Source organism: Tenacibaculum singaporense (assembly GCF_003867015.1).
In the GTDB taxonomy this organism is placed as follows: domain Bacteria; phylum Bacteroidota; class Bacteroidia; order Flavobacteriales; family Flavobacteriaceae; genus Polaribacter; species Polaribacter singaporensis.
The window spans coordinates 3,322,076-3,341,288 of record NZ_CP032548.1 but is presented as its reverse complement, the minus strand read 5'-3'; the positions used below and the strand labels follow the sequence as shown (position 1 = coordinate 3,341,288).

Here is a 19,213-nt window from a genome sequence, read left to right as displayed (position 1 = left end):
ATTTTAAACTCATAATTCGTAATTTAAAATTTATAATTATTTCAGAAGTCCCGCACGTCTTAATAAAGCATCAGGTTTTGGTTCTCTTCCTCTAAAACGTTTGTATAATTCCATAGGTTCTTCTGTTCCGCCTTTAGATAATACATTATTCTTGAATTTATCGGCAACTTCTTTATTAAAAATACCTTCTTCTTTAAAATATTCAAAAGCATCGGCATCTAAAACCTCTGCCCATTTGTATGAATAATATCCAGCTGAGTATCCACCTTGAAAAATATGAGAGAATGAAGTACTCATACAGTTTTCTGCTACATCAGGGTATAACTTAGTCTCAGCAAAAGCATTCGTTTCAAACTCTTTTACATCAGCAATAGTTTCAGGAGAATCTCCAGAGTGCCAAGACATATCTAATAATCCGAAGCTTAATTGACGTAAGGTTTGCATTCCTTCATGGAAACTCGCAGATTCTTTAATTTTCTCAACATATTCCATAGGAATAATTGCTCCAGTTTCGTAATGTTTTGCAAACAATTCCAACGCTTCTTTTTCGTAACACCAGTTTTCTAAAACTTGACTTGGTAACTCTACAAAATCCCAAGAAACAGAAGTTCCTGATAAGCTTTTATAAGTAGTATTTGCCAACATTCCGTGTAAGGCGTGACCAAACTCGTGGAATAAGGTAGTAACCTCGTTAAAAGTTAATAAAGAAGGCTTGGTTTGTGTAGGTTTGGTAAAGTTACAAACGATAGAGACTTGTGGTCTTTCATTTGTACCATTACTCCTATATTGTGATTTGTAAGAAGTCATCCACGCACCGTTACGTTTTCCTGGTCTTGGATGAAAATCAGCATAAAAATACGAAACAAAATTACCATCAGTATCAGTTACAGCATACGTCTTAACATCTTCATGATACTTATCAATAGTGTCAATTTCTTCAAACTGTAAGTTGTACAATTTGTTAGCCACAGTAAACACACCATCAATTACATTCTCTAACTTAAAATAAGGTTTCAATAACTCTTGATCTAAGTTAAACAACTCTTTTTTAAGCTTCTCAGAATAGTAAGCACCATCCCATTTTTGTAGCTGGTCTATTCCGTCTAGTTTTTTAGCATAGGCCTCTAAATTATCAAATTCACGTTGCGCAGCAGGTTTCGCTTTTTCTAACAATTCATTTAAAAACTCCATAACCTTTTCAGGGGTTTCAGCCATACGCTCTTCTAATACAAAATGAGCGTGGGTTTTATACCCTAATAGGTTTGCACGTTTGTGGCGAAAGGTTACAATGTCTTTTACAATTTGCTCGTTGTTGTATTCATTTTGTTGGAAACCTTTTTTACCAAAAGCTATAGCTAACTTTTTTCTCAATTCTCTATTATCAGCATAGGTCATAAAAGGAATATAGCTTGGATAATCTAAGGTAATCATCCAACCCTCTTTGCCTTTAGAGTTCGCGAGTTCTTTAGCAGCTTCTTTAGCACTTTCTGGCAAACCAGCTAAATCATCTTCATTGGTAATTAATAATTCAAAAGCGTTGGTTTCAGCCAACACATGCTCACCAAACTGTAACGATAATTTTGCTAATTCAGCATCAATTTTGCGAAGCTCAGTTTTATCAGTTTCATTTAAATTCGCTCCGTTACGCGCAAAGCTTTTGTATTGCTTATCTAGCAACATTTCTTGCTCAGGAGTCAAGTTTAAATCAGACAATTGATTGTATACAGTTTTTACACGTTTAAACAACCCCTCATTTAAAATCATATCGTTTCTAAACTCACTTAACCAAGGAGAAATATCTTTCGCTATTTTTTGAATTTCTTCATTTGTTTCAGCAGAGTTTAAATTGAAAAAGATAGAAGTAGCTCTATCTAATTTATTACCTGTATTGTCTAAAGCAACTGTAGTATTTTCAAAAGTTGGAGCTTCAGAGTTTTCTACAATAGCATCAATTTCGTCTTTAGCTATTTGTATAGCTTCTTTTATAGCGGGTTTATAATCTTCTTCTTTAATTTGAGAAAAAGGGGGCGTATTAAAATCTTGTAAAAGTGGATTTTTGGTCATGAAAATTTAGTTTAAAAAATTGAAGAAACCTCACAAATAAAAAAATCTGTGAGGTCTTCAAGTTAATATTGTACTAAGGTACTTATTTTTTTACTCTTTCAGAAGCTTTTTCAACTTTCAGTTTTAAGCCTTCTTTATAAGCGATAATTTTGTCTAACACACATTTGTCAGAAGCTCCAATAATTTGAGCTGCTAAGATTCCTGCATTTTTTGCTCCGTCTAAAGCAACTGTAGCCACAGGAACACCACCTGGCATTTGAAGAATAGATAAAACAGAATCCCAACCATCAATAGAGTTTCTACTTTTTACAGGAACTCCAATTACAGGTAACGGACTCATACTGGCTACCATTCCAGGTAAATGAGCAGCACCACCAGCACCAGCAACAATAACTTGTACGCCACGCTTGTGTGCATTGTTAGCGTAATCGAATAATTTTTCAGGAGTTCTGTGTGCAGATACGATATCTACTTCAACTTGAATATCAAAACTCTCTAAAATATCAATTGCTTCTTGCATAATTGGAAGATCTGAATCGCTTCCCATGATAATTCCTACCATAATTTTATGTTTTTGTCATCTCGAGTGTAGTCGAGAGGTTATTTTGCTATTACCTTAATAGTTTCTTTTACTTGTTGAGCGACTTTTCTCGCCTCATTTATATCTTCATTCACAATAGTTACATGTCCCATTTTACGGAAAGGTTTGGTTGTCTTTTTTCCGTAGATATGAGGAGTAACGCCGTCAATCTTTAAAATCTCTTCAATATTTTCGTATACGACATCACCAGTATAGCCTTCTGCACCAACTAAGTTCACCATGATTCCGGCTACTTTACTTTCGGTATTTCCTAATGGAAGGTTTAAAATACTACGTAAATGTTGTTCAAATTGACTAGTATAACTCGCTTCGATAGAATAATGCCCTGAATTGTGAGTTCTTGGAGCAGCTTCATTGACTAAAATTTCGTCATTTTCAGTTTGAAACATTTCCACAGCTAATAATCCAACAAAATCAAATGCATCTGCAACTTTTAAAGCAACTTCGCGCGCTTTTTCAGCAACTGCATCTTCAATTCTTGCAGGACAAATTACGTACTCTACCTGATTTGCTTCTGGGTGAAATTCCATTTCAACTACTGGGTAAGTTTTAGTTTCTCCGCTTGCATTTCTAGCAACAATAACAGCTAATTCATTTTTAAAAGGAATTAACTTTTCAGCAATACACTCACCTGTAGGAAGGTTTTCTAAATCGCTGATAGCACGAACTATTTTTACTCCATTACCATCGTATCCAAATCGAGCTGATTTCCAAACAAAAGGATAAGTAACCGCTTCGTTACTTATGGCGTGTTTCAGCTCTTCTAAAGAAGTAAATCTAGAAAAATCAGCAGTAGGTATATTGTTATCGTGATAAAACACCTTTTGATGTGCTTTATTTTGAATAGTTCTTAAGTTTTTAGGCTTTGGAAAAATGGTTAATCCCTCAGCTTCTAAAGCATCTAAAGCATCAATATTTACGTTTTCAATTTCTATGGTTAACAAATCTACTTGTTTTCCAAAATTGTAAACAGTATCATAATCTAATAAATCTCCTTGATGGAATTCGTTACATATCTGAGCGCAAGGAGCGTCAGCATTTCCGTCTAAAATAACAGTATAGATATCAAATTTTTGCGTTTCGGTAAGTAACATTCTTCCTAATTGGCCGCCTCCTAGAACACCCAATTTAAAGTTTGAAGAAAAGTAGTTTTTCACGATAAATGTGTTAATTGTGTTGTTGTTGCTGCAAAAATAAGAATCTAATTGTTAGTACAAATAGTATTAACGAGATATTCTTAACTGATTGTTACTAATAGGAGTAACAAAATACATTAAAGCATTGCAACCTTCACCGTCTAAAGGAGCACCACCAGAAAGGTAGTTGTATTTTTTATTGTCGCAAGGACAGGTTATTTCAACTCCGTTGAAAGTCATTAAAGAGTTACAGTTTTGTTCAGGACATTGTTGGTCAAAAGCTCTGTAACCAGAAGTTCCTGTTCTAAAAATAAAAACATTTCGCCCTTGTATTACGTTTTGCGATTCTCCTCCAGGAACTAATAAACCACTAAATTCTGGAAGAGATAAATCAATGATAGCATTCATTTTTATTCCAGAAAAACAGTTGTTAATAGGAGTGTTATCACTACAGCTAAAACAAATTATAACAAGAAATAAATAAAATATTTTTTTCATTTTTTAGTATAGAAGTTGTTATTGTAACGCAACGAAGTTACAAATATTTTGTACATTTGTAAGACAATCTCATTCCTAACGGCGTGAGATTTTTAAATTTAACCCACAGGGTTATAGGAAGAAAAGTTATATGCTTCTTACAAAACGTTAAAGAAAGCGTATAAAAGTTTGTTGATTTTAAAAAGAGAGAAGAGATGAGTAATGTATCATATTATACGGAAGAAGGATTAAAGAAACTTAAAGAAGAATTAGCGCATTTAGAGCAAGTAGAAAGACCACGTGTTTCTCAAGAGATTGCAGATGCTCGTGATAAAGGAGACTTGAGTGAGAATGCAGAATACCACGCTGCAAAAGAAGAGCAATCGTTGCTAGAAACAAAAATAGCAAAGCTTAAAAATGTAGTGGCTAATGCCCGTGTTATTGATGAAAGTCAGTTAGACACCTCTAAAATTTTAATCCACTCGATAGTGAAGATTAAAAATACGGTAAACGGAATGGAGTTTACGTATACGCTGGTAGCAGATAGCGAAAGTGATGTAAGAAACGGAAAGTTATCTGTAAACTCACCAATAGGTAAAGGATTGTTAGGTAAAAAAGTAGGTGATGTTGCCGAAATACAAGTGCCTAACGGAATTATGAAGTTTGAAGTAATGGAGATTTCTCGATAAGAGAAAAAACAAATACAAAAAGAGTAAAGATTTATTCGGGTTTTAGCTTCGCTAGAACCCGATTTCTTTTTTACTTTTACTGTAAAATTAAATTAATAAAGACATGGCAAGTATTTTTACAAAAATAATTAACGGAGAAATTCCATCGTATAAAATAGCTGAAGATGACAACTATTTTGCTTTTTTAGATATCAATCCAAATGCAAAAGGACATACGTTAGTAATTCCTAAACGAGAGGAAAATAAATTATTTGACTTATCAAAAGAAGAGTACGACGGATTAATGTCTTTCTCTTACAGAGTAGCCAAAGCAATTGAAAAAACAATTCCGTGTGAGCGTGTAGGGATGAGCGTAATTGGTTTAGAAGTACCTCATGTACATGTACACTTAATTCCGTTACAAACTATGGAGGATATCCGTTTTGTAAAGAAAGAAAAGTTAACAAACGAAGAGTTTGTAGCAGTTGCTGAAGGGATTGCTAAGAATTTTGAATAAATAAAAAAGAGCTATGAAAAAGTGGATAAAAGAGGGGATAGCCTGGGGAGTAATTATGTTTATAATGATGATGATTATTTTCCCATGGATTGAAGGAGAAGAAATAACTTTAAAAAGAATGCTTGTAGGGGCACTTATATGGGGAGCTGGCGGATTGTTTTACGGTTTTTTAATGAGTAAAGTAAAGGCAGACAGTTAAACCTTATTCAATAAGATTTCAAAAGTAGTTCCTTTTCCTATTTCAGATTTTAATACGTGTATTCTTCCGTTGTGGTAATCTTCAATAATACGTTTAGAGAGAGATAAACCTAGACCCCAACCACGTTTTTTTGTGGTGAATCCAGGGTTGAATATTTGTGAAAACTGTGTTTTAGGAATCCCTTTACCAGTATCTGAAATTAGGATTTTTACATTTTTAGAGCTTTCACTAATGCTAGCTGATAAACTCCCTTTGCCTTGCATAGCATCAATAGCATTTTTAATTAAGTTCTCTATAACCCAACCATATAACTCGGTATTTAGGTTGGCGCGAATTTCTTCTGCTTCGGTAGTAAAAGAAAAAGAAATTTGTTTAGAGCTTCTATTTTCTAAGTAGTCATAAGCAACTTTAGTAATCGATACAACGTTGTTGGGTTTTAACTCAGGAAGAGATCCTATTTTAGAAAAACGATTTGCGATGGTGTTTAAGCGTCGTACATCTTTTTCAATTTCATCAACATAATCACTGCTAACATTTTCAGCACGTAAAATAGCTATCCAACCTAATAAAGAAGAAAGCGGCGTTCCTATTTGGTGTGCCGTTTCTTTTGCCATACCTGTCCACAACTTATTTTGTTCAGCAACTTTGTTAGACTTGTACACCATGTAAATAATGGTGAGAAATAAACCTAAAATTAGGACTAAGGCGAGCGGGTAGTATTTGAGCTTGTATAAAAGGTCAGAATTTCTATAGTAGATGTGTTCTTTAATACCTAAGTATTCTATAGCAATTGGTTCATTCTGATTTTTCATAATGTTCAATTGCTTTTGAAGGTATTCAGGATCTGTAGACTTTATAGAATCTAGGTTATGGAACTGCTTTATTTCACCATCTTTACCAACTAAAATAGAAGGAATGTTCTCTATGGTTTCATAAACTTTGTTTACTAAATTAAAGTTGCCATCAGAGTCAGGGTTTGATGCTACCTCCTTAATTGCAGTAGCATAAATCTCCATTTTAGCGCGTTCATCCTTTTTAAATTTTTGAAAAAACACGTAAGTATTCCATAAAATAAATAAAACGATAAGTAAGGAAATACTAATTGCAATACGCTTTACCCAATAAGTGTTTGTAAAAAAAGCCATCAATCAAATATAAACTATTCTCTAGAATAACTTGATAATTGAAATTTTAGTTCAATTAAAACAAAACTATATAGTTAATTTGGTTGCGGAAGTGATTTAAACTGTAAAGGTTCATATGACCATCCAATGATACAGGTGTTTACTTTATTTGGTGCTGCGTAATTATAATCTAATACATCAATTAATTCTGCTAAAGGAATAAAAGCAAAAATCAGAATAAAAAGAATACATGTATATTTAATAAAAGGAGAAACACTTTTTGTTTCTACATATTCAATATTAAGTTGATCATATCTGTTTTTCATAAAGTAAAAATAGTAAAAATAGAATTAAGTAAAACTGTAGTATATTTACACTAAAATTATATAGAATGTTATCAATAAACCCTAAAGATATACCAACTTCTAAACTGCATGGATATTTATTAGGAGCTGTAGCTCCAAGACCTATTGCTTTTGCAAGTACTGTAGATGCAGATGGAAACCCAAATTTATCACCATTTAGTTTTTTTAATGTATTTGGGGCAAACCCACCAATTATGATTTTTTCTCCAGCACGTAGTGTAAGAGGAAATAAAACCAAACATACATTAGATAATGCCGAAGCAACCAAAGAAGTGGTTATTAATATTGTGAATTACGATATTGTTCAGCAAATGTCGTTGAGTAGTACGATGTACCCTAAAGGAGTAAATGAGTTTGTAAAAGCTGGTTTTACAATGTTACCTTCAGATGAGGTAAAGCCGTTTAGAGTAGCGGAATCTCCTGTGCAATTTGAATGTAAAGTAAAAGACATTATTTATACAGGTGAAGAAGGCGGAGCAGGAAACTTAATTGTATGTGAAGTAGTAAAACTACATGTAAATGAAGGTGTGTTAGCAGAAGATGGTAGTATAGATCAACATAAAATAGATTTAGTAGCCAGAGCAGGAGGGAATTATTACAGTAGAGCTAGAGATGGCTTTTTTGAAATACCGAAACCACTAACTACCTTAGGAATTGGAGTAGACCAAATACCTGCTGAAATAAAAAACAGTACAGTATTAACAGGAAACAATTTAGGTATGTTAGGTAATGTAGAACAGCTACCTACAGAAGAAGCTGTTAATAACTTTGCGAAAGAACATTCACAATTTGTGGGTATTTCAACTGAAAAAAAACATACTTTTGCACAAGAGTATTTACAAAACAATGATGTAGAAAGTGCTTGGAAGGTACTTTTAATTAAATAGATAAGAAATGGAAGTAATAGGAAAAATTAAATTAATTAACGAGACACAAACATTTGGGTCTAACGGATTTAGAAAGCGTGAACTAGTAGTAACTACTGATGAGCAATATCCTCAAATGTTATTAATTGAATTTATTCAAGATAAATGTGATTTATTAAACAGTTATCAGGTAGGGCAAGATGTAAAGGTTTCTATTAATTTAAGAGGAAGAGAATGGATTAACCCACAGGGAGAAGCTAAATACTTTAACTCTATTCAAGGATGGAGAATTGAAAACTTAGCACAAGCTGCTTCTCAAAACATTCCACCAGCTGATCAATTTGAGCCAGCTCCAGATTTATCTGCAAACGAACCAGATGATTTACCATTCTAAGAATATTTAGAAAACTATGAATACAAAAAGAGCGCAAATTTTGCGCTCTTTTTTTGTTTTGCGGAAAACTACATTTATACTTACGGATATCCCTTTTAATGTATCAAAAGACGGTTATATATTTGTATCATAATCATTCAATAAATAATTATTGATTGAGAAATTTAAGGGGAAAATAAAAACCTTCTGATTTAATTCAGAAGGTTTTTTAATTATATAAGTGTTAGTGGTGTGGTTACTTTTTTGTTGGCTTTTTCTCAGGCATCGGACCTCTTAAATGAATAATTAATCCGTTTAAAAAGTTACGTAAAAACTGATCGCCGCATTCCATATACTTAGGATGATCTTCTTTTCTAAAAATAGCGTTGATTTCCGATTTAGAAACTTTAAAATCTACCAAAGCACAGATGTCAATAATATCAGTATCTCTTAATTTATGTGCTACTCGTAGCTTTTTAAAAATATCGTTGTTAGTTAGTCCCATAATTGTTTTAAGTTAATTTACTACCGAAAAAATAGCCCATGCATAAATAGCAAAACGAGCAAAACGAAATAAGCCTACAAAAACTACATTTTTAAAAGGGTATTTAATCATACCAGCAGTTAAACAGCTAATGGCAAAAGGTAGAGGTAATAGTGCACCTACTAAAATTAAAAAACCACCCCATTTACTAGTGTTTTTAAGGTTTTTAGCCATTTTAACCTCTAAATAATTTCTTACTGAGTCAATCTTTAAAGAAGCTCTACCTATAAAATAAGCACACAAACCTCCTAAATAAGATAGTGTCGCTAATAAAGAAATATTTACAATAGGATCTTCAGTTTTCTTAGACCATGCGATGAAAATCTCTGGCGGAATTAATCCTAAAATTGTTTCAGAAATAAAAAAAGTAACTAAAACTCCAGTTCTAGAAAAAGTTTCAGTCATATGTTGTAAACCATCGTTAATATTATAAACATACTTGTTAAATAATAATATACCAACAACAGCTCCAACAATTGGCCAAAAAGCTTTCTTCAAGCTAATCCAAATGAACATGTAAAAACCAGTGCGATTATAGTAGTTGTGCAAACGTTTATAATGCGGCTTATCTATTTTCTTTTTGTTATTTTTTTTATTCTTTTTACTCATCGCTAAAAAGCCTCTAATTTTTAGGAATAGCAAAAGTACGAGGTAATTAGAAATTACACCAACAAATATTTGTTAATTATTACAGGTTTGTAATGGCAGCCTCAGCACAACGTTCACCGTCCATAGCAGCTGAAATAATACCACCCGCATAACCACCACCTTCACCACAAGGAAAGAGTCCTTCAATTTGTGGATGTTCAAGGTTTTCTTTTCTTGGAATATTTACAGGTGATGAGGTTCTAGACTCCACTCCAACAATGTTTGCTTCCGCAGTATAATAACCGTGCATTTTTTGTCCGAAAGCCGCAAAACCTTTACGTAATCTACTTCCAATTAATTTAGGAAGTAGTGAGTGTAGCGGAGAAGAATTCAACCCTGGTTGATACGAACAGTCATTTAAAGAAGAAGACAATCTACCTTCCACAAAATCGGTTAAACGTTGAGCTGGAGCAACCTGACTTCTTCCACCTGCGTTAAATGCTAACTTTTCTAAATCTTTTTGATATTGTAATCCTTTTAAAACTCCGTATTTTTCATACTTCGGTAAATCTTTATCAACATTAATTTCAACTACAATACCAGAGTTGGCAAACTTGTTATTACGACGCGAAGGCGACATTCCGTTTACCACCACTTCACCATTGGCAGTTGCCGCAGGAACAATGAATCCACCAGGACACATGCAGAATGAATACACTCCACGGTTTCCTACTTGGTGTACTAAACTATACGCAGCAGCAGGTAGTAACTCATCACGTTGACCTGTACAACTATACTGAATTTGATCAATAATTTCTTGCGGATGCTCTATACGAACTCCCATAGCAAACGATTTCGCTTTTAGCAAAATGTCTTTTTTGTGTAGTAGCTCATAAATATCTCTTGCCGAATGACCAGTAGCCAAAACAACAGCATTTACAGCCATTTCCGTTCCGTTTTGTAACTGAATAGCTTGTAGCTTATTGTTTTTAACGATAAAATCGGTCACACGAGTTTCAAAATGAACTTCACCACCATGTTTTAAAATCGTTTCACGAATATTTTGAATAATCTTCGGAAGTTTGTTCGTTCCTATGTGTGGATGCGCATCTACTAAAATTTGATCGGTAGCACCGTGATATACTAAGTTTTCAAATATTTTACGAACATCACCACGCTTTAAACTACGGGTGTATAATTTTCCGTCAGAATACGTTCCTGCACCACCTTCACCAAAACAATAGTTAGAATCTGGGTTTACCTCATGAAATTGATTAATAGCACGTAAATCTCTACGACGATCTTGTACATTTTTACCACGCTCTAACACAATAGGTTTATAGCCTAACTCAATACAGCGAAGTGCTGCATACATTCCCGCAGGACCAAAACCTACAATATGAATCTCTTTCGCATTCGATACATCTTGATATTCAAAAATATAATCAGGAGTATCAGGTTGCGGTTCGTTAATGTACACCGCTACCTTATAATTAAAAATAACTTCTTTTTTACGTGCATCAATCGATTTACGTAACACCTTTACGCTAGTAATATCAGCTATATTAATACCTAGCTTCTTAGCAGCTTTTAGCTGTAATACATTGTCTTTGCGTTCTTCTACTAAATTAACACGTAATTGAAGTTCTTTTACCATATTGCAAAACTAGGTAAAAAACTATTTATTCTATTTGATTATTTTTAGCAAATCAAACTTTAAACTATGAAGATTACGCAGGTTATAGAAAATGTTTTTAAAAAATATTTACCCTCACCTTTTACCATCGCTATATTATTAACACTGCTAACTCTTTTATTAGCACTGTTTTTTACAAAACCAGCAGAAAGCTCAGTAGTAAACTATTCTTTAGAGGTGTTACAATTTTGGGAAAACGGAATTTGGTCTAACGGATTACTCGTTTTTGCCTATCAAATGATGTTGATTTTGGTATTAGGGCATGTGTTGGTGTTGAGTAAGCCTGTGAGTAATTTAATTTTAAAAGTAACAAAATTCTGTACCAACACAGCAAACAGCGCAGCTATTGTAAGTTGTACTACCATGTTGGTAGCTTTTTTTAATTGGGGACTAGGACTCATCTTTGGTGCTTTGTTGGCACGTAAAGTAGCAGAACATGCCCAACAACATAACATCAAACTAAATTACCCAATTATTGGAGCGGCGGGTTATATGGGATTGATGGTTTGGCATGGTGGAATTTCTGGATCAGCACCGATAAAAATTAACGAAAGCGGACATATAAAAAGTATTATGCAATCGGTTTCTTCGGATGAGGTTTTAGCTCAAATACCTGATGTGATTGATTATTCTCAAACGATTTTTAGTTGGTGGAATTTGCTGATTTTTTTCGTGGTAGTAGCTGCGGTATCGGCAACCTTCTATTTTTTAGGGAAGAAAGCAACTCCTACAGCGATTAATTTACCAGAATATAAAATGCATACTGATGAAAAGGTTAGCACTCAAGCAGAAAAACTAGATAGTTCTCAGTGGTTAGCTATTGCTTTTGGTGTGTTGATTTTAGTAGCGTTTAGTTATCGTTATTGGGCAGACATTCAGCAGTTAAAAATTACGCCTAACTTAATTAACTTTTTTATGTTAGGGTTAGGAATTATGCTACACGGAAGTTTTAAAAAGTTTACCAACGCTGTAGGAGAATCGATTAGTGATGTTTCCGGAATTTTAATTCAGTTTCCGTTGTATTTTGGTATTATGGGGGTGATGAAAAGCACGGGGATGGTTACTTTAATTTCTGACTTTTTTGTGTCGATAGCAACCGCAACTACCTTACCCATATTTACGTTTTTTAGTGCTGGTTTGGTTAATATTTTTGTACCGAGTGGAGGAGGGCAATGGGTTGTACAAGGCCCTATTGTGGTAGAGAGTGCATTAAAATTAGGAGTTCCGTTACCTAAGGCAATTATGGCACTAGCATACGGAGACCAAATAACTAATATGTTACAGCCTTTTTGGGCATTACCTTTATTAGGAATTACAAAACTAAAAGCAAAAGAAATTTTACCCTACACGTTAATTGCAATGGTGGTAGGTAGCGTAATTTATTTGTTAGGACTTACCTTGTTTTAAGAGTTTATTGAGGAAACCTCAGCGCGTCACGCTAATGGTTCCGTTGTGTTGAGGAAACGTCAGCGAGCTTCGCTGATAGCGACTATACTTTGTTTTATTAATAAAACTTTTATGTTGAATTCACGGATATAGTATTTTTGTAAAAAAGAATATAACGAATGATTTGGCTTTCTGAAAAAATAGAGTTTCCTCCGTATGAGTTGGCTACTGATGATGGTTTACTGGCTTTAGGCGGTGATTTATCGGCTGAACGATTGGTGTATGCCTACCAACATGGAATCTTTCCATGGTTTAATGAAGGGGAACCGATTGTTTGGTATTCTCCATGGGAGCGTATGGTGTTATTTCCTGAGGAAGTGAAGATTTCCAAATCGATGAAACAGGTATTGCGAAAAGGTGGTTTCACGATAACAGAAAACAAAGCTTTTGGCGATGTTATTTTTAATTGCCGACACATCAATCGTTTTGATCAATTAGGTACCTGGATTACCGATGAAATGGAAGATGCTTATATAAACCTACACGATAAAGGCTATGCAAAATCTATTGAGGTATGGATGGACGACAAACTGGTTGCAGGTTTGTATGGAGTAGATTTAGGAAATGGCGTTTTTTGTGGCGAAAGTATGTTTAGTAAAGTAAACAATATGAGTAAAGTTGCGTTTATCCATTTAGCTCAAAAAGGAGGCTACAAACTTATCGATTGTCAAGTATATAACGACCATCTAGCAAGTTTAGGCGCGAGAGAAATTCCTAGAGAGGAGTTTTTAAAGTGGTTGTAATAAGTTGTTTTTTTGTAAAAAGTGAAAAAGCACAAACCTATTGGGTTTATGCTTTAACTGTCACTATTTAGCTTCTTTATTTTTCATTCGATATTTCTAAAAGAATATCAGCAAGATTTTCAGGTTGTGAAAAGTTTGGTGTATGGCTAGAGTTTAAAGAGTATGATTTTTCTGTTTTTCCTTTATACATTGCTCTTTGTACTTCAATAGGTATGGCTTTATCTTCTGTACATTCAATATAGTATTTAGGAATTTTACCGAAATTTTCATCGCTTATTTGTAATTCGTACATTAAAGGTTTTGCTGGTTCTGCTACTATATACGGTTTTGCTTTGTCGAAAGCTTCTTTGGGAATGTCGTGAGCAAAAGCATTTTGTATCTCATTTTCTGTTATTACGGCACATGTATTATCGTCTGATAAGTGAAAGTTTTCAACTGCGATAGAGTTTTGAACACCTTGTACAGCCTTGAAAAAAGAACCTTCACTAGGTAGTAAAAAGGCAGTTAAATAAACCAGTTTTTTTACTTTATTAGGTCTTAATTCGGCAACTCTGCTTATCGTAATTCCATTAAAACTATGCCCAACTAAAATTACCGGAGCATCTTGCTTATCAAGAATATCTGTTAGTGTTTTAACATAATCATCCATTGTAATATTCTCAGGAGCTGTTTTGTCACTTCCATGACCCGGTAAATCTGGTGTTAATACTTTGTGACCGTTTTCTTTAAGAGTTTTTGATACGTTTTCCCATTGCCATCCGCCTAACCAAGCCGCGTGCACTAATACATAGGTTTCTTTTTTGTCCATGTTGTTTTTGTTAAATTGTTTTTTTACTTCAAAATGGTCATGTTGTAGTTTCCATGTACCATTTATTTTTACCCAAGTTTCGTTAGTAATAATACCTTCACCAACATTCATACTCCAATCTGAAGAAATAATGGCTTTGGTTGGGTTTAATACTTTTACTCTTGTATTGGTGTATTTTAAATTAGAAGCACCTGATTTTATAAAAGGCGTCCAAAATTCACTTATAGCTTCCCGTCCCTCAAAACTTCCAAAAGGTTTGGCTACCATAATAGCATCTTCTGTATAAGCATTTGAAACTTCTGTAGTATTTCCGTTGTTAAAATTAGCAATCCAGTTTTTACTAGCTTCTAAGACTTCTTTTTCAATTTTTTGAGCATTCGAGCATCCCATATTGAATATCGAAAAAATTGCAATTGCAATGAGTGAATAATTTGTTTTTGTCATTTTAATATTTTGTTGAATAATTATATGACAAATGTAGAATGAGAAGAAAAGTAAAACCTGTACCTTTTGATACAAGTGGTAAAATAAAGTTTAAAAAAAGTACTTTTTTAAAGTAGTTCTATTTGTTTAAACTTGAGATTGACAATTCCAGAAAGTTCAAACTGCTTTAAAATTTTAGAAACAACTTCACGAGTAGTACCTATTTCTTGAGCTAGCTTGCTATGAGAGATATTAATGTAAGTGGTATTATTCTTTTTACATATAGATTGCATATAATCTAATAGGCGCTTATCAATTTTGTTAAAAGCTAAATTTTTATAGGAATGCAGTAAATCTTCGTAACTATTGATAAAAGCATCTGTAGTGAATTTGTTCCAAGATTTATATTTATACCCCCAATCATTAATATATTGAACAGGTATTTTAATTACAGTAGTTTCTTCTTCTGTTTTAGCATTTATAACACTTTTACAATCTCTAAATGTAGCAGAAAGTGATAAAACACATGTTTGGATTGGGGTAACATAATAAAGAAGAATTTGTCTGTTTTCATTTTCTTGCCAAACCCTAACTTTTCCAGAGATAACTATCGCTAACCATTTAATATATTTTTCTTGCTCAACAATAAAGGAAGCTTTTGAAACAGTTTGAACAACTCCTACGTTAAGAATTTCTTTTTTCAGATTTTCTTCTGTGATATTTAAAGCTTTAAATAGTTGATCGAATTCAGTCATTTTACTAAGAAGGTTAAGGGTATGTATTCGCTTTAATAAATTATATCAGCCAACAGCGAAATTAGTAAATTAAAAGATAATAATCGATTGCCAAGTGTATAACGACCATTTAGCAAGTTTAGGCGCGAGAGAAATTCCTAGAGAGGAGTTTTTGAGATGATTGTAGAATTTTGTTTGAATATAGTTAGCTAATATTTCTCATCCAGCATTTTTTGAAATCTCCAATCTGCAACCTTTCTAATTCTCATTATCCTCTCAGCTAATTCAGGATTGTATGAGCATCTAGATTCGTCAAATCCAATCCAGTCAGGAAAATATTTTTTAGCCATTTCAAAAATTTGTTTATCAAAACTATAGGAACGCATAACACCAACATCATTATCAGGTCCCGCAACTAATTTCATTCTATGATGAATTACATATTTAAAGGCATCGGCTAAATGATGATTTCTTAAATCCCATAACCCTTCATCTTCCCAAATGAAGGCTCCTGAAAGACCTTCGTGTTCCATCTTAGGATTTGTGTTTTTTGATTTTGTAGGTAATGTTTCTTTATTTTTTATAAAAGTTATCCAAATCCATAATTTCAGAATAGAATTTTTTATCATTAAAAGATTTTTATACACTGGGTTATGTAATATTTTCAATTAGGTAACTGAAACCACAATCAGTATTAATTTGTTTATAACTGTTGAGTTTGTCTAAATCATTTTTATTTTCAACTGGATAAAATGTTTGAACTCTGTAATAATTTATTCGTTTATTTCCTTTTAAGTATTTTGTGTAAGGTCTGAACCAAATAGCATAAATTCTATCATTAAAAATTATATTCAAACATTTATTATTGAATGTATTGCTTTCAGGTGTCTTTTGATAACATTTAATCGCTTTTAGTAAAAAATCAGGAATGCTTTTAAATCCAATGTTTTTATCAAAATGATAAGATTTTTCAGTTTGATGTTCTTTTATTTGCTCAGAATAATGCCTAAACATCGTATGGACATATGTAAATCCGTCAATTAATATTTTTTCACCATTTAATTCAATGATTTCTTCATCTTTTCCTAATTCTTGATAGAACTCTTTTACTAATAGATATATATATTTTCCGTGAAGGGTTAATGATTTCTTTAAGTACTTTTTTCTATTGGTTCCAATACTTAACTTTTCACAATATTTGTCTAACTTCTTTATCTGATTTTTTGTTTCTTGAGAAACATAATTGATTAATTCACTTCCATTTAATTTATTACTAATAAAAGAATTCCAATCATCATATTCTTTTTGTAAGAACGAAACATCTACACGTTTTTTTTCAACTGGAATTTCTCCATCAAAATCATATACTTTTTTGTGACCGTTTAAATCACTAAAATATAGTAAGTATTTATTTCGGAAAAGATAGTTTTTACAAGAATTATAATCTTGAATGTTTAACTCTTTTTCTCCTTGATAATTTCTAAGATTTTCAATAATAGGACAAACAAATTGTTCTTCAGCTAAACTAATTTCTTCATTGGCAAATACCTTGTTGGCAAGAGTTTGTACAATCTTGTCAAAATCTACAGGCTTACCACTTTGTGCATTAATTGAATTTAATTTCTCTCTAGTGTAATTCATTTTGCTAGTTGAATCAAATGTGTAATCCAAATATAAAAAATAAAAGATAGCCAAGAGTTTAATTCAGCTGTGTTAATTAAATAAGCGTCCTTATAACAGACGCTTATTTAGTATTATAGTTTTTAAACAGCACTCACAGGACCTGTAAGCGGTGTTTGAGCAGGTTTGGCAATTCCGTAAACCACTACGACACCAGAGCCACCACCCCAAGTAGAATAGGCAGGGTCAGGTTTAGCTTCCATCACCGTTTGAGGTAAGTTCCAGTTGTTGGCACACCAAAGGTTTCCGGCTTGGTCAACTACTACATCAGTCAGCATTTGTATACTACCCGAATGAATGGTGTGAATCACCTCTCCTGTAGCAAAATCTTCGGTTCGTCCAGTTGGTGAAGCACCTGCCATAAACGATATGCCTCTTCCCATAAAATTGGCAACCCAAACATCATCATTTCCATCAATTGATACTCCCCAAGGAGCGTTTAGTTCACCATCTCCGTAAGGTGTTAAATTTGATTTATGGGTAATTTTATCAATCGTATCTATAGGTTTAGCATCCGCAGGAATCATAAAAACGGATCCTGTTTTATTCTTACGCCCCACTGTTTGTTGTAGGTGCGGATACCCAAGGGCAAATCCTTCAATAATGGAAACACCATCTGTAGTAGTGGTATGAGGGAAGTCTGGGCTCGTATTGCAGGCTACCCAACAATTTCCTTTGGAGTCCAAAGCAACTCCACGTCCGCCACCAGCAAGAATAAAACGTTCTACAGGTCTGTTTTTTTCAGAAGGAGCATAACGAACTAGCGATACACCGTTGGTATTACTAATCCATACACGATTGTTAGCATCTATCGAAGCAGCAAACGGAGCAGAAAGCGTTTCATTAAGTTTTTCATTTACAACAACTCTACCTTTGGCAAGGTCTCCATCAGGAAAATGAAGCATGATGTTAGATGAGGTTCCAACAATCCAAATATCACCATTCGGTGCTACTCCAATACCTTGTAAACCTCCAATTTCATTTAAAGCTTCTGCTATATGTTCTGGAACATTTTCAACCACTGGAGAACCGTCTTCTAATTTATACACACCGATAGAACCGTTAAAACTCGTTACCCAGCAAGTACCGTCTTTGGTTACAGCCGTACCCCAACCAGCACCATCAACACCCATTCCGGTATAACCAGTAACAGGTGGTGATAGTAGTTTACCAGTAGAGTCCAACTTTACAAGTCCACCACCGATACCTTGATACACGCCATTTTGTGCTCCTGGCATCCAGTTTAAACCCGTCCATAAATTCCCTTCTTTGTCAAGAGACAGTTTTCCAGGAGCGCAGATTCCTCCTTGACCGAAAGCTAAAATCATAGCGAAATCCTCAGGAGCAAAACTTAAATAAGGTACAAAAGGAGCATTGCGTCTACTTGTAGGAACTTTGCTGTTAGGTTTAGCAGGGAAACCATTTTCTGGTGATGGATAGGCTTTATCAAAAAGATGAAATAAATCCGCAGGATGCAGCCAAGGTGATTGGGCGACACCAATCATAGCTTCGGCAGTATTTTGTGGTTTTTTACCTCCCAGCGGTGTTGTGTACTTCAAGAAGTTTTCTTTCCAGTTGTATCCTTCAATCTCTACCGTGCCGTAGGCTGTGATTAATGCGGCTAATGTATTTAATCGCGCGAGTGTTTCGTTTTGTGTGATGTTGAAAGGATCCGTTAAGACTTCTCCATAACTTCCTGTTACAGGATTGATGAGGTTAGGAGTGTTTTTAGCGGCAATTCTTATTCCGTGTAGATTCCCTGTTAACTGAAGTCCGTTAAAAAACTGAGCACAGGTAAAGGCAGAGGCTACTGTGGTTAACTCATTTACAGCGATTCCTTTTTCTGTAATGTCTTTTTCAAAATTTGGTGACAGTACAGAGAGTAGCACTACTTTAGAATTTTGTAGTTCAGCAGTAATATAGAGAACGGTATCTTTTGCTTTAGGAGTTGCTTTTATGGTGAATTTACCTTTTGCTTCAGGTGAAATGATATGTTCACCAATTGCTTCTTTATCATTTGCCTCCCACAATTTTACAATTGCAGTGACATTATTAGATTGGTTAAACGATACATCTCCTTTAATAGTGGTTTGATTAGACATAGCTTTAGTTAGTTTTAATGTTGAAAAAGAATTTGTTTTAGCAATTAAATTGTCAGTGA

General features: G+C 33.8%; 21 protein-coding genes and 1 pseudogene. 8 read left to right on the top strand and 14 right to left on the bottom strand.

What is annotated here, in order from left to right:
• Positions 1-36: 36 nt before the first annotated feature.
• The 4 genes from D6T69_RS15060 to D6T69_RS15045 all read right to left on the bottom strand — a co-directional run bounded on the left by D6T69_RS15060 (position 37) and on the right by D6T69_RS15045 (position 4,299).
• Positions 37-2,064 carry a M3 family metallopeptidase gene (locus D6T69_RS15060; RefSeq protein WP_125068829.1) on the bottom strand — a complete coding sequence of 676 codons (2,028 nt, stop codon included), beginning with the start codon at positions 2,062-2,064 and terminating at the stop codon, positions 37-39.
• Positions 2,065-2,146: 82 nt separating this feature from the next.
• On the bottom strand, positions 2,147-2,626 hold the full coding sequence (gene purE, locus D6T69_RS15055; RefSeq protein WP_099215934.1) for a 5-(carboxyamino)imidazole ribonucleotide mutase: 480 nt from the start codon (positions 2,624-2,626) through the stop codon (positions 2,147-2,149).
• A gap of 38 nt (positions 2,627-2,664) precedes the next feature.
• The gene (locus tag D6T69_RS15050; protein ID WP_125068828.1) at positions 2,665-3,822 is read right to left on the bottom strand and encodes a 5-(carboxyamino)imidazole ribonucleotide synthase; all 1,158 of its coding nucleotides are present in this window, start codon (positions 3,820-3,822) and stop codon (positions 2,665-2,667) included.
• A 66-nt stretch (positions 3,823-3,888) separates the two neighbouring features.
• Positions 3,889-4,299, bottom strand: coding sequence for a Rieske (2Fe-2S) protein (locus D6T69_RS15045; protein WP_125068826.1), 411 nt, complete (start codon positions 4,297-4,299; stop codon positions 3,889-3,891).
• A 194-nt stretch (positions 4,300-4,493) separates the two neighbouring features.
• On the opposite strand from D6T69_RS15045, the gene greA reads away from it, so the two are divergent.
• The 3 genes from greA to D6T69_RS15030 all read left to right on the top strand — a co-directional run bounded on the left by greA (position 4,494) and on the right by D6T69_RS15030 (position 5,662).
• Positions 4,494-4,967 carry a transcription elongation factor GreA gene (greA, locus tag D6T69_RS15040; protein ID WP_125068825.1) on the top strand — a complete coding sequence of 158 codons (474 nt, stop codon included), beginning with the start codon at positions 4,494-4,496 and terminating at the stop codon, positions 4,965-4,967.
• Between the two features lie 103 nt (positions 4,968-5,070).
• Complete coding sequence (locus D6T69_RS15035) at positions 5,071-5,463, top strand: HIT family protein (RefSeq protein ID WP_099215938.1); 393 nt, start codon at positions 5,071-5,073, stop codon at positions 5,461-5,463.
• Between the two features lie 13 nt (positions 5,464-5,476).
• A complete protein-coding gene (locus tag D6T69_RS15030) occupies positions 5,477-5,662 on the top strand; it encodes a hypothetical protein (protein ID WP_125068824.1) in 186 nt (61 codons plus the stop codon).
• On the opposite strand, the gene D6T69_RS15025 is transcribed toward D6T69_RS15030, so the two are convergent.
• Positions 5,659-6,807: a sensor histidine kinase gene (locus D6T69_RS15025; RefSeq protein ID WP_125068821.1), complete on the bottom strand. Its 1,149-nt coding sequence runs from the start codon at positions 6,805-6,807 to the stop codon at positions 5,659-5,661. The genes D6T69_RS15030 and D6T69_RS15025 overlap by 4 nt on opposite strands.
• 74 nt (positions 6,808-6,881) lie before the next feature.
• Complete coding sequence (locus tag D6T69_RS15020) at positions 6,882-7,112, bottom strand: hypothetical protein (RefSeq protein ID WP_125068819.1); 231 nt, start codon at positions 7,110-7,112, stop codon at positions 6,882-6,884.
• Between the two features lie 65 nt (positions 7,113-7,177).
• Between D6T69_RS15020 and D6T69_RS15015 the strand changes: the two genes are divergently transcribed.
• A complete protein-coding gene (locus D6T69_RS15015) occupies positions 7,178-8,038 on the top strand; it encodes a flavin reductase family protein (protein ID WP_125068817.1) in 861 nt (286 codons plus the stop codon).
• Positions 8,039-8,045: 7 nt separating this feature from the next.
• Positions 8,046-8,411 carry a DUF3127 domain-containing protein gene (locus tag D6T69_RS15010; protein ID WP_125068815.1) on the top strand — a complete coding sequence of 122 codons (366 nt, stop codon included), beginning with the start codon at positions 8,046-8,048 and terminating at the stop codon, positions 8,409-8,411.
• 235 nt (positions 8,412-8,646) lie between these two features.
• Here the strand turns inward: D6T69_RS15010 and D6T69_RS15005 are convergent, their stop codons facing one another.
• From D6T69_RS15005 to D6T69_RS14995, 3 genes are all read right to left on the bottom strand, one after another.
• Complete coding sequence (locus D6T69_RS15005) at positions 8,647-8,895, bottom strand: DUF1456 family protein (RefSeq protein ID WP_047788507.1); 249 nt, start codon at positions 8,893-8,895, stop codon at positions 8,647-8,649.
• Between the two features lie 12 nt (positions 8,896-8,907).
• Positions 8,908-9,543: a YqaA family protein gene (locus D6T69_RS15000; protein ID WP_125068813.1), complete on the bottom strand. Its 636-nt coding sequence runs from the start codon at positions 9,541-9,543 to the stop codon at positions 8,908-8,910.
• A gap of 79 nt (positions 9,544-9,622) precedes the next feature.
• Positions 9,623-11,179, bottom strand: coding sequence for an NAD(P)/FAD-dependent oxidoreductase (locus tag D6T69_RS14995; protein ID WP_125068811.1), 1,557 nt, complete (start codon positions 11,177-11,179; stop codon positions 9,623-9,625).
• A 66-nt stretch (positions 11,180-11,245) separates the two neighbouring features.
• Here D6T69_RS14995 and D6T69_RS14990 point away from each other — a divergent pair, with 66 nt between their 5' ends.
• Positions 11,246-12,625: a short-chain fatty acid transporter gene (locus tag D6T69_RS14990; protein WP_125068809.1), complete on the top strand. Its 1,380-nt coding sequence runs from the start codon at positions 11,246-11,248 to the stop codon at positions 12,623-12,625.
• A gap of 158 nt (positions 12,626-12,783) precedes the next feature.
• Positions 12,784-13,407, top strand: a complete 624-nt coding sequence (gene aat / locus D6T69_RS14985; RefSeq protein WP_125068808.1) for a leucyl/phenylalanyl-tRNA--protein transferase — start codon at positions 12,784-12,786, stop codon at positions 13,405-13,407.
• Positions 13,408-13,483: 76 nt separating this feature from the next.
• On the opposite strand, the gene D6T69_RS16055 is transcribed toward aat, so the two are convergent.
• Entirely contained in the window at positions 13,484-14,659 is a 1,176-nt protein-coding gene (locus D6T69_RS16055) for an alpha/beta fold hydrolase (RefSeq protein ID WP_125068807.1), read from the bottom strand.
• A gap of 107 nt (positions 14,660-14,766) precedes the next feature.
• The gene (locus D6T69_RS14975) at positions 14,767-15,393 is read right to left on the bottom strand and encodes a Crp/Fnr family transcriptional regulator (protein WP_125068806.1); all 627 of its coding nucleotides are present in this window, start codon (positions 15,391-15,393) and stop codon (positions 14,767-14,769) included.
• A 79-nt stretch (positions 15,394-15,472) separates the two neighbouring features.
• Between D6T69_RS14975 and D6T69_RS16120 the strand changes: the two are divergent.
• Positions 15,473-15,553: pseudogene (locus D6T69_RS16120) on the top strand (leucyl/phenylalanyl-tRNA--protein transferase); the annotation flags it as partial.
• 28 nt (positions 15,554-15,581) lie between these two features.
• Here D6T69_RS16120 and D6T69_RS14965 read toward each other — a convergent pair.
• The 3 genes from D6T69_RS14965 to D6T69_RS14955 form a co-directional block, all read right to left on the bottom strand.
• Positions 15,582-15,905, bottom strand: a complete 324-nt coding sequence (locus D6T69_RS14965) for a hypothetical protein (RefSeq protein ID WP_125068803.1) — start codon at positions 15,903-15,905, stop codon at positions 15,582-15,584.
• A gap of 118 nt (positions 15,906-16,023) precedes the next feature.
• On the bottom strand, positions 16,024-17,013 hold the full coding sequence (locus tag D6T69_RS14960; RefSeq protein WP_125068801.1) for a hypothetical protein: 990 nt from the start codon (positions 17,011-17,013) through the stop codon (positions 16,024-16,026).
• Between the two features lie 122 nt (positions 17,014-17,135).
• Positions 17,136-19,154 (bottom strand): NHL repeat-containing protein, encoded by a 2,019-nt coding sequence (locus D6T69_RS14955; RefSeq protein ID WP_125068799.1) that lies wholly within the window; start codon positions 19,152-19,154, stop codon positions 17,136-17,138.
• Between the last annotated feature and the right edge of the window lie 59 nt (positions 19,155-19,213).

Bases quoted from the DNA above. Each gene is read 5' to 3' on its own strand.
- D6T69_RS15000 (WP_125068813.1), bottom strand. From the start codon at position 9,543: ATGAGTAAAAAGAATAAAAAAAATAACAAAAAGAAAATAGATAAGCCG.
- D6T69_RS15015 (WP_125068817.1), top strand. From the start codon at position 7,178: ATGTTATCAATAAACCCTAAAGATATACCAACTTCTAAACTGCATGGA.
- D6T69_RS15025 (WP_125068821.1), bottom strand. From the start codon at position 6,807: ATGGCTTTTTTTACAAACACTTATTGGGTAAAGCGTATTGCAATTAGT.
- aat (WP_125068808.1), top strand. From the start codon at position 12,784: ATGATTTGGCTTTCTGAAAAAATAGAGTTTCCTCCGTATGAGTTGGCT.
- D6T69_RS15030 (WP_125068824.1), top strand. From the start codon at position 5,477: ATGAAAAAGTGGATAAAAGAGGGGATAGCCTGGGGAGTAATTATGTTT.
- D6T69_RS14965 (WP_125068803.1), bottom strand. From the start codon at position 15,905: ATGGAACACGAAGGTCTTTCAGGAGCCTTCATTTGGGAAGATGAAGGG.
- D6T69_RS15020 (WP_125068819.1), bottom strand. From the start codon at position 7,112: ATGAAAAACAGATATGATCAACTTAATATTGAATATGTAGAAACAAAA.
- D6T69_RS14975 (WP_125068806.1), bottom strand. From the start codon at position 15,393: ATGACTGAATTCGATCAACTATTTAAAGCTTTAAATATCACAGAAGAA.
- D6T69_RS14960 (WP_125068801.1), bottom strand. From the start codon at position 17,013: ATGAATTACACTAGAGAGAAATTAAATTCAATTAATGCACAAAGTGGT.
- greA (WP_125068825.1), top strand. From the start codon at position 4,494: ATGAGTAATGTATCATATTATACGGAAGAAGGATTAAAGAAACTTAAA.
- D6T69_RS16055 (WP_125068807.1), bottom strand. From the start codon at position 14,659: ATGACAAAAACAAATTATTCACTCATTGCAATTGCAATTTTTTCGATA.
- D6T69_RS14955 (WP_125068799.1), bottom strand. From the start codon at position 19,154: ATGTCTAATCAAACCACTATTAAAGGAGATGTATCGTTTAACCAATCT.
- D6T69_RS14990 (WP_125068809.1), top strand. From the start codon at position 11,246: ATGAAGATTACGCAGGTTATAGAAAATGTTTTTAAAAAATATTTACCC.
- D6T69_RS15060 (WP_125068829.1), bottom strand. From the start codon at position 2,064: ATGACCAAAAATCCACTTTTACAAGATTTTAATACGCCCCCTTTTTCT.
- D6T69_RS14995 (WP_125068811.1), bottom strand. From the start codon at position 11,179: ATGGTAAAAGAACTTCAATTACGTGTTAATTTAGTAGAAGAACGCAAA.
- D6T69_RS15035 (WP_099215938.1), top strand. From the start codon at position 5,071: ATGGCAAGTATTTTTACAAAAATAATTAACGGAGAAATTCCATCGTAT.
- D6T69_RS15005 (WP_047788507.1), bottom strand. From the start codon at position 8,895: ATGGGACTAACTAACAACGATATTTTTAAAAAGCTACGAGTAGCACAT.
- D6T69_RS15010 (WP_125068815.1), top strand. From the start codon at position 8,046: ATGGAAGTAATAGGAAAAATTAAATTAATTAACGAGACACAAACATTT.
- D6T69_RS15045 (WP_125068826.1), bottom strand. From the start codon at position 4,299: ATGAAAAAAATATTTTATTTATTTCTTGTTATAATTTGTTTTAGCTGT.
- purE (WP_099215934.1), bottom strand. From the start codon at position 2,626: ATGGTAGGAATTATCATGGGAAGCGATTCAGATCTTCCAATTATGCAA.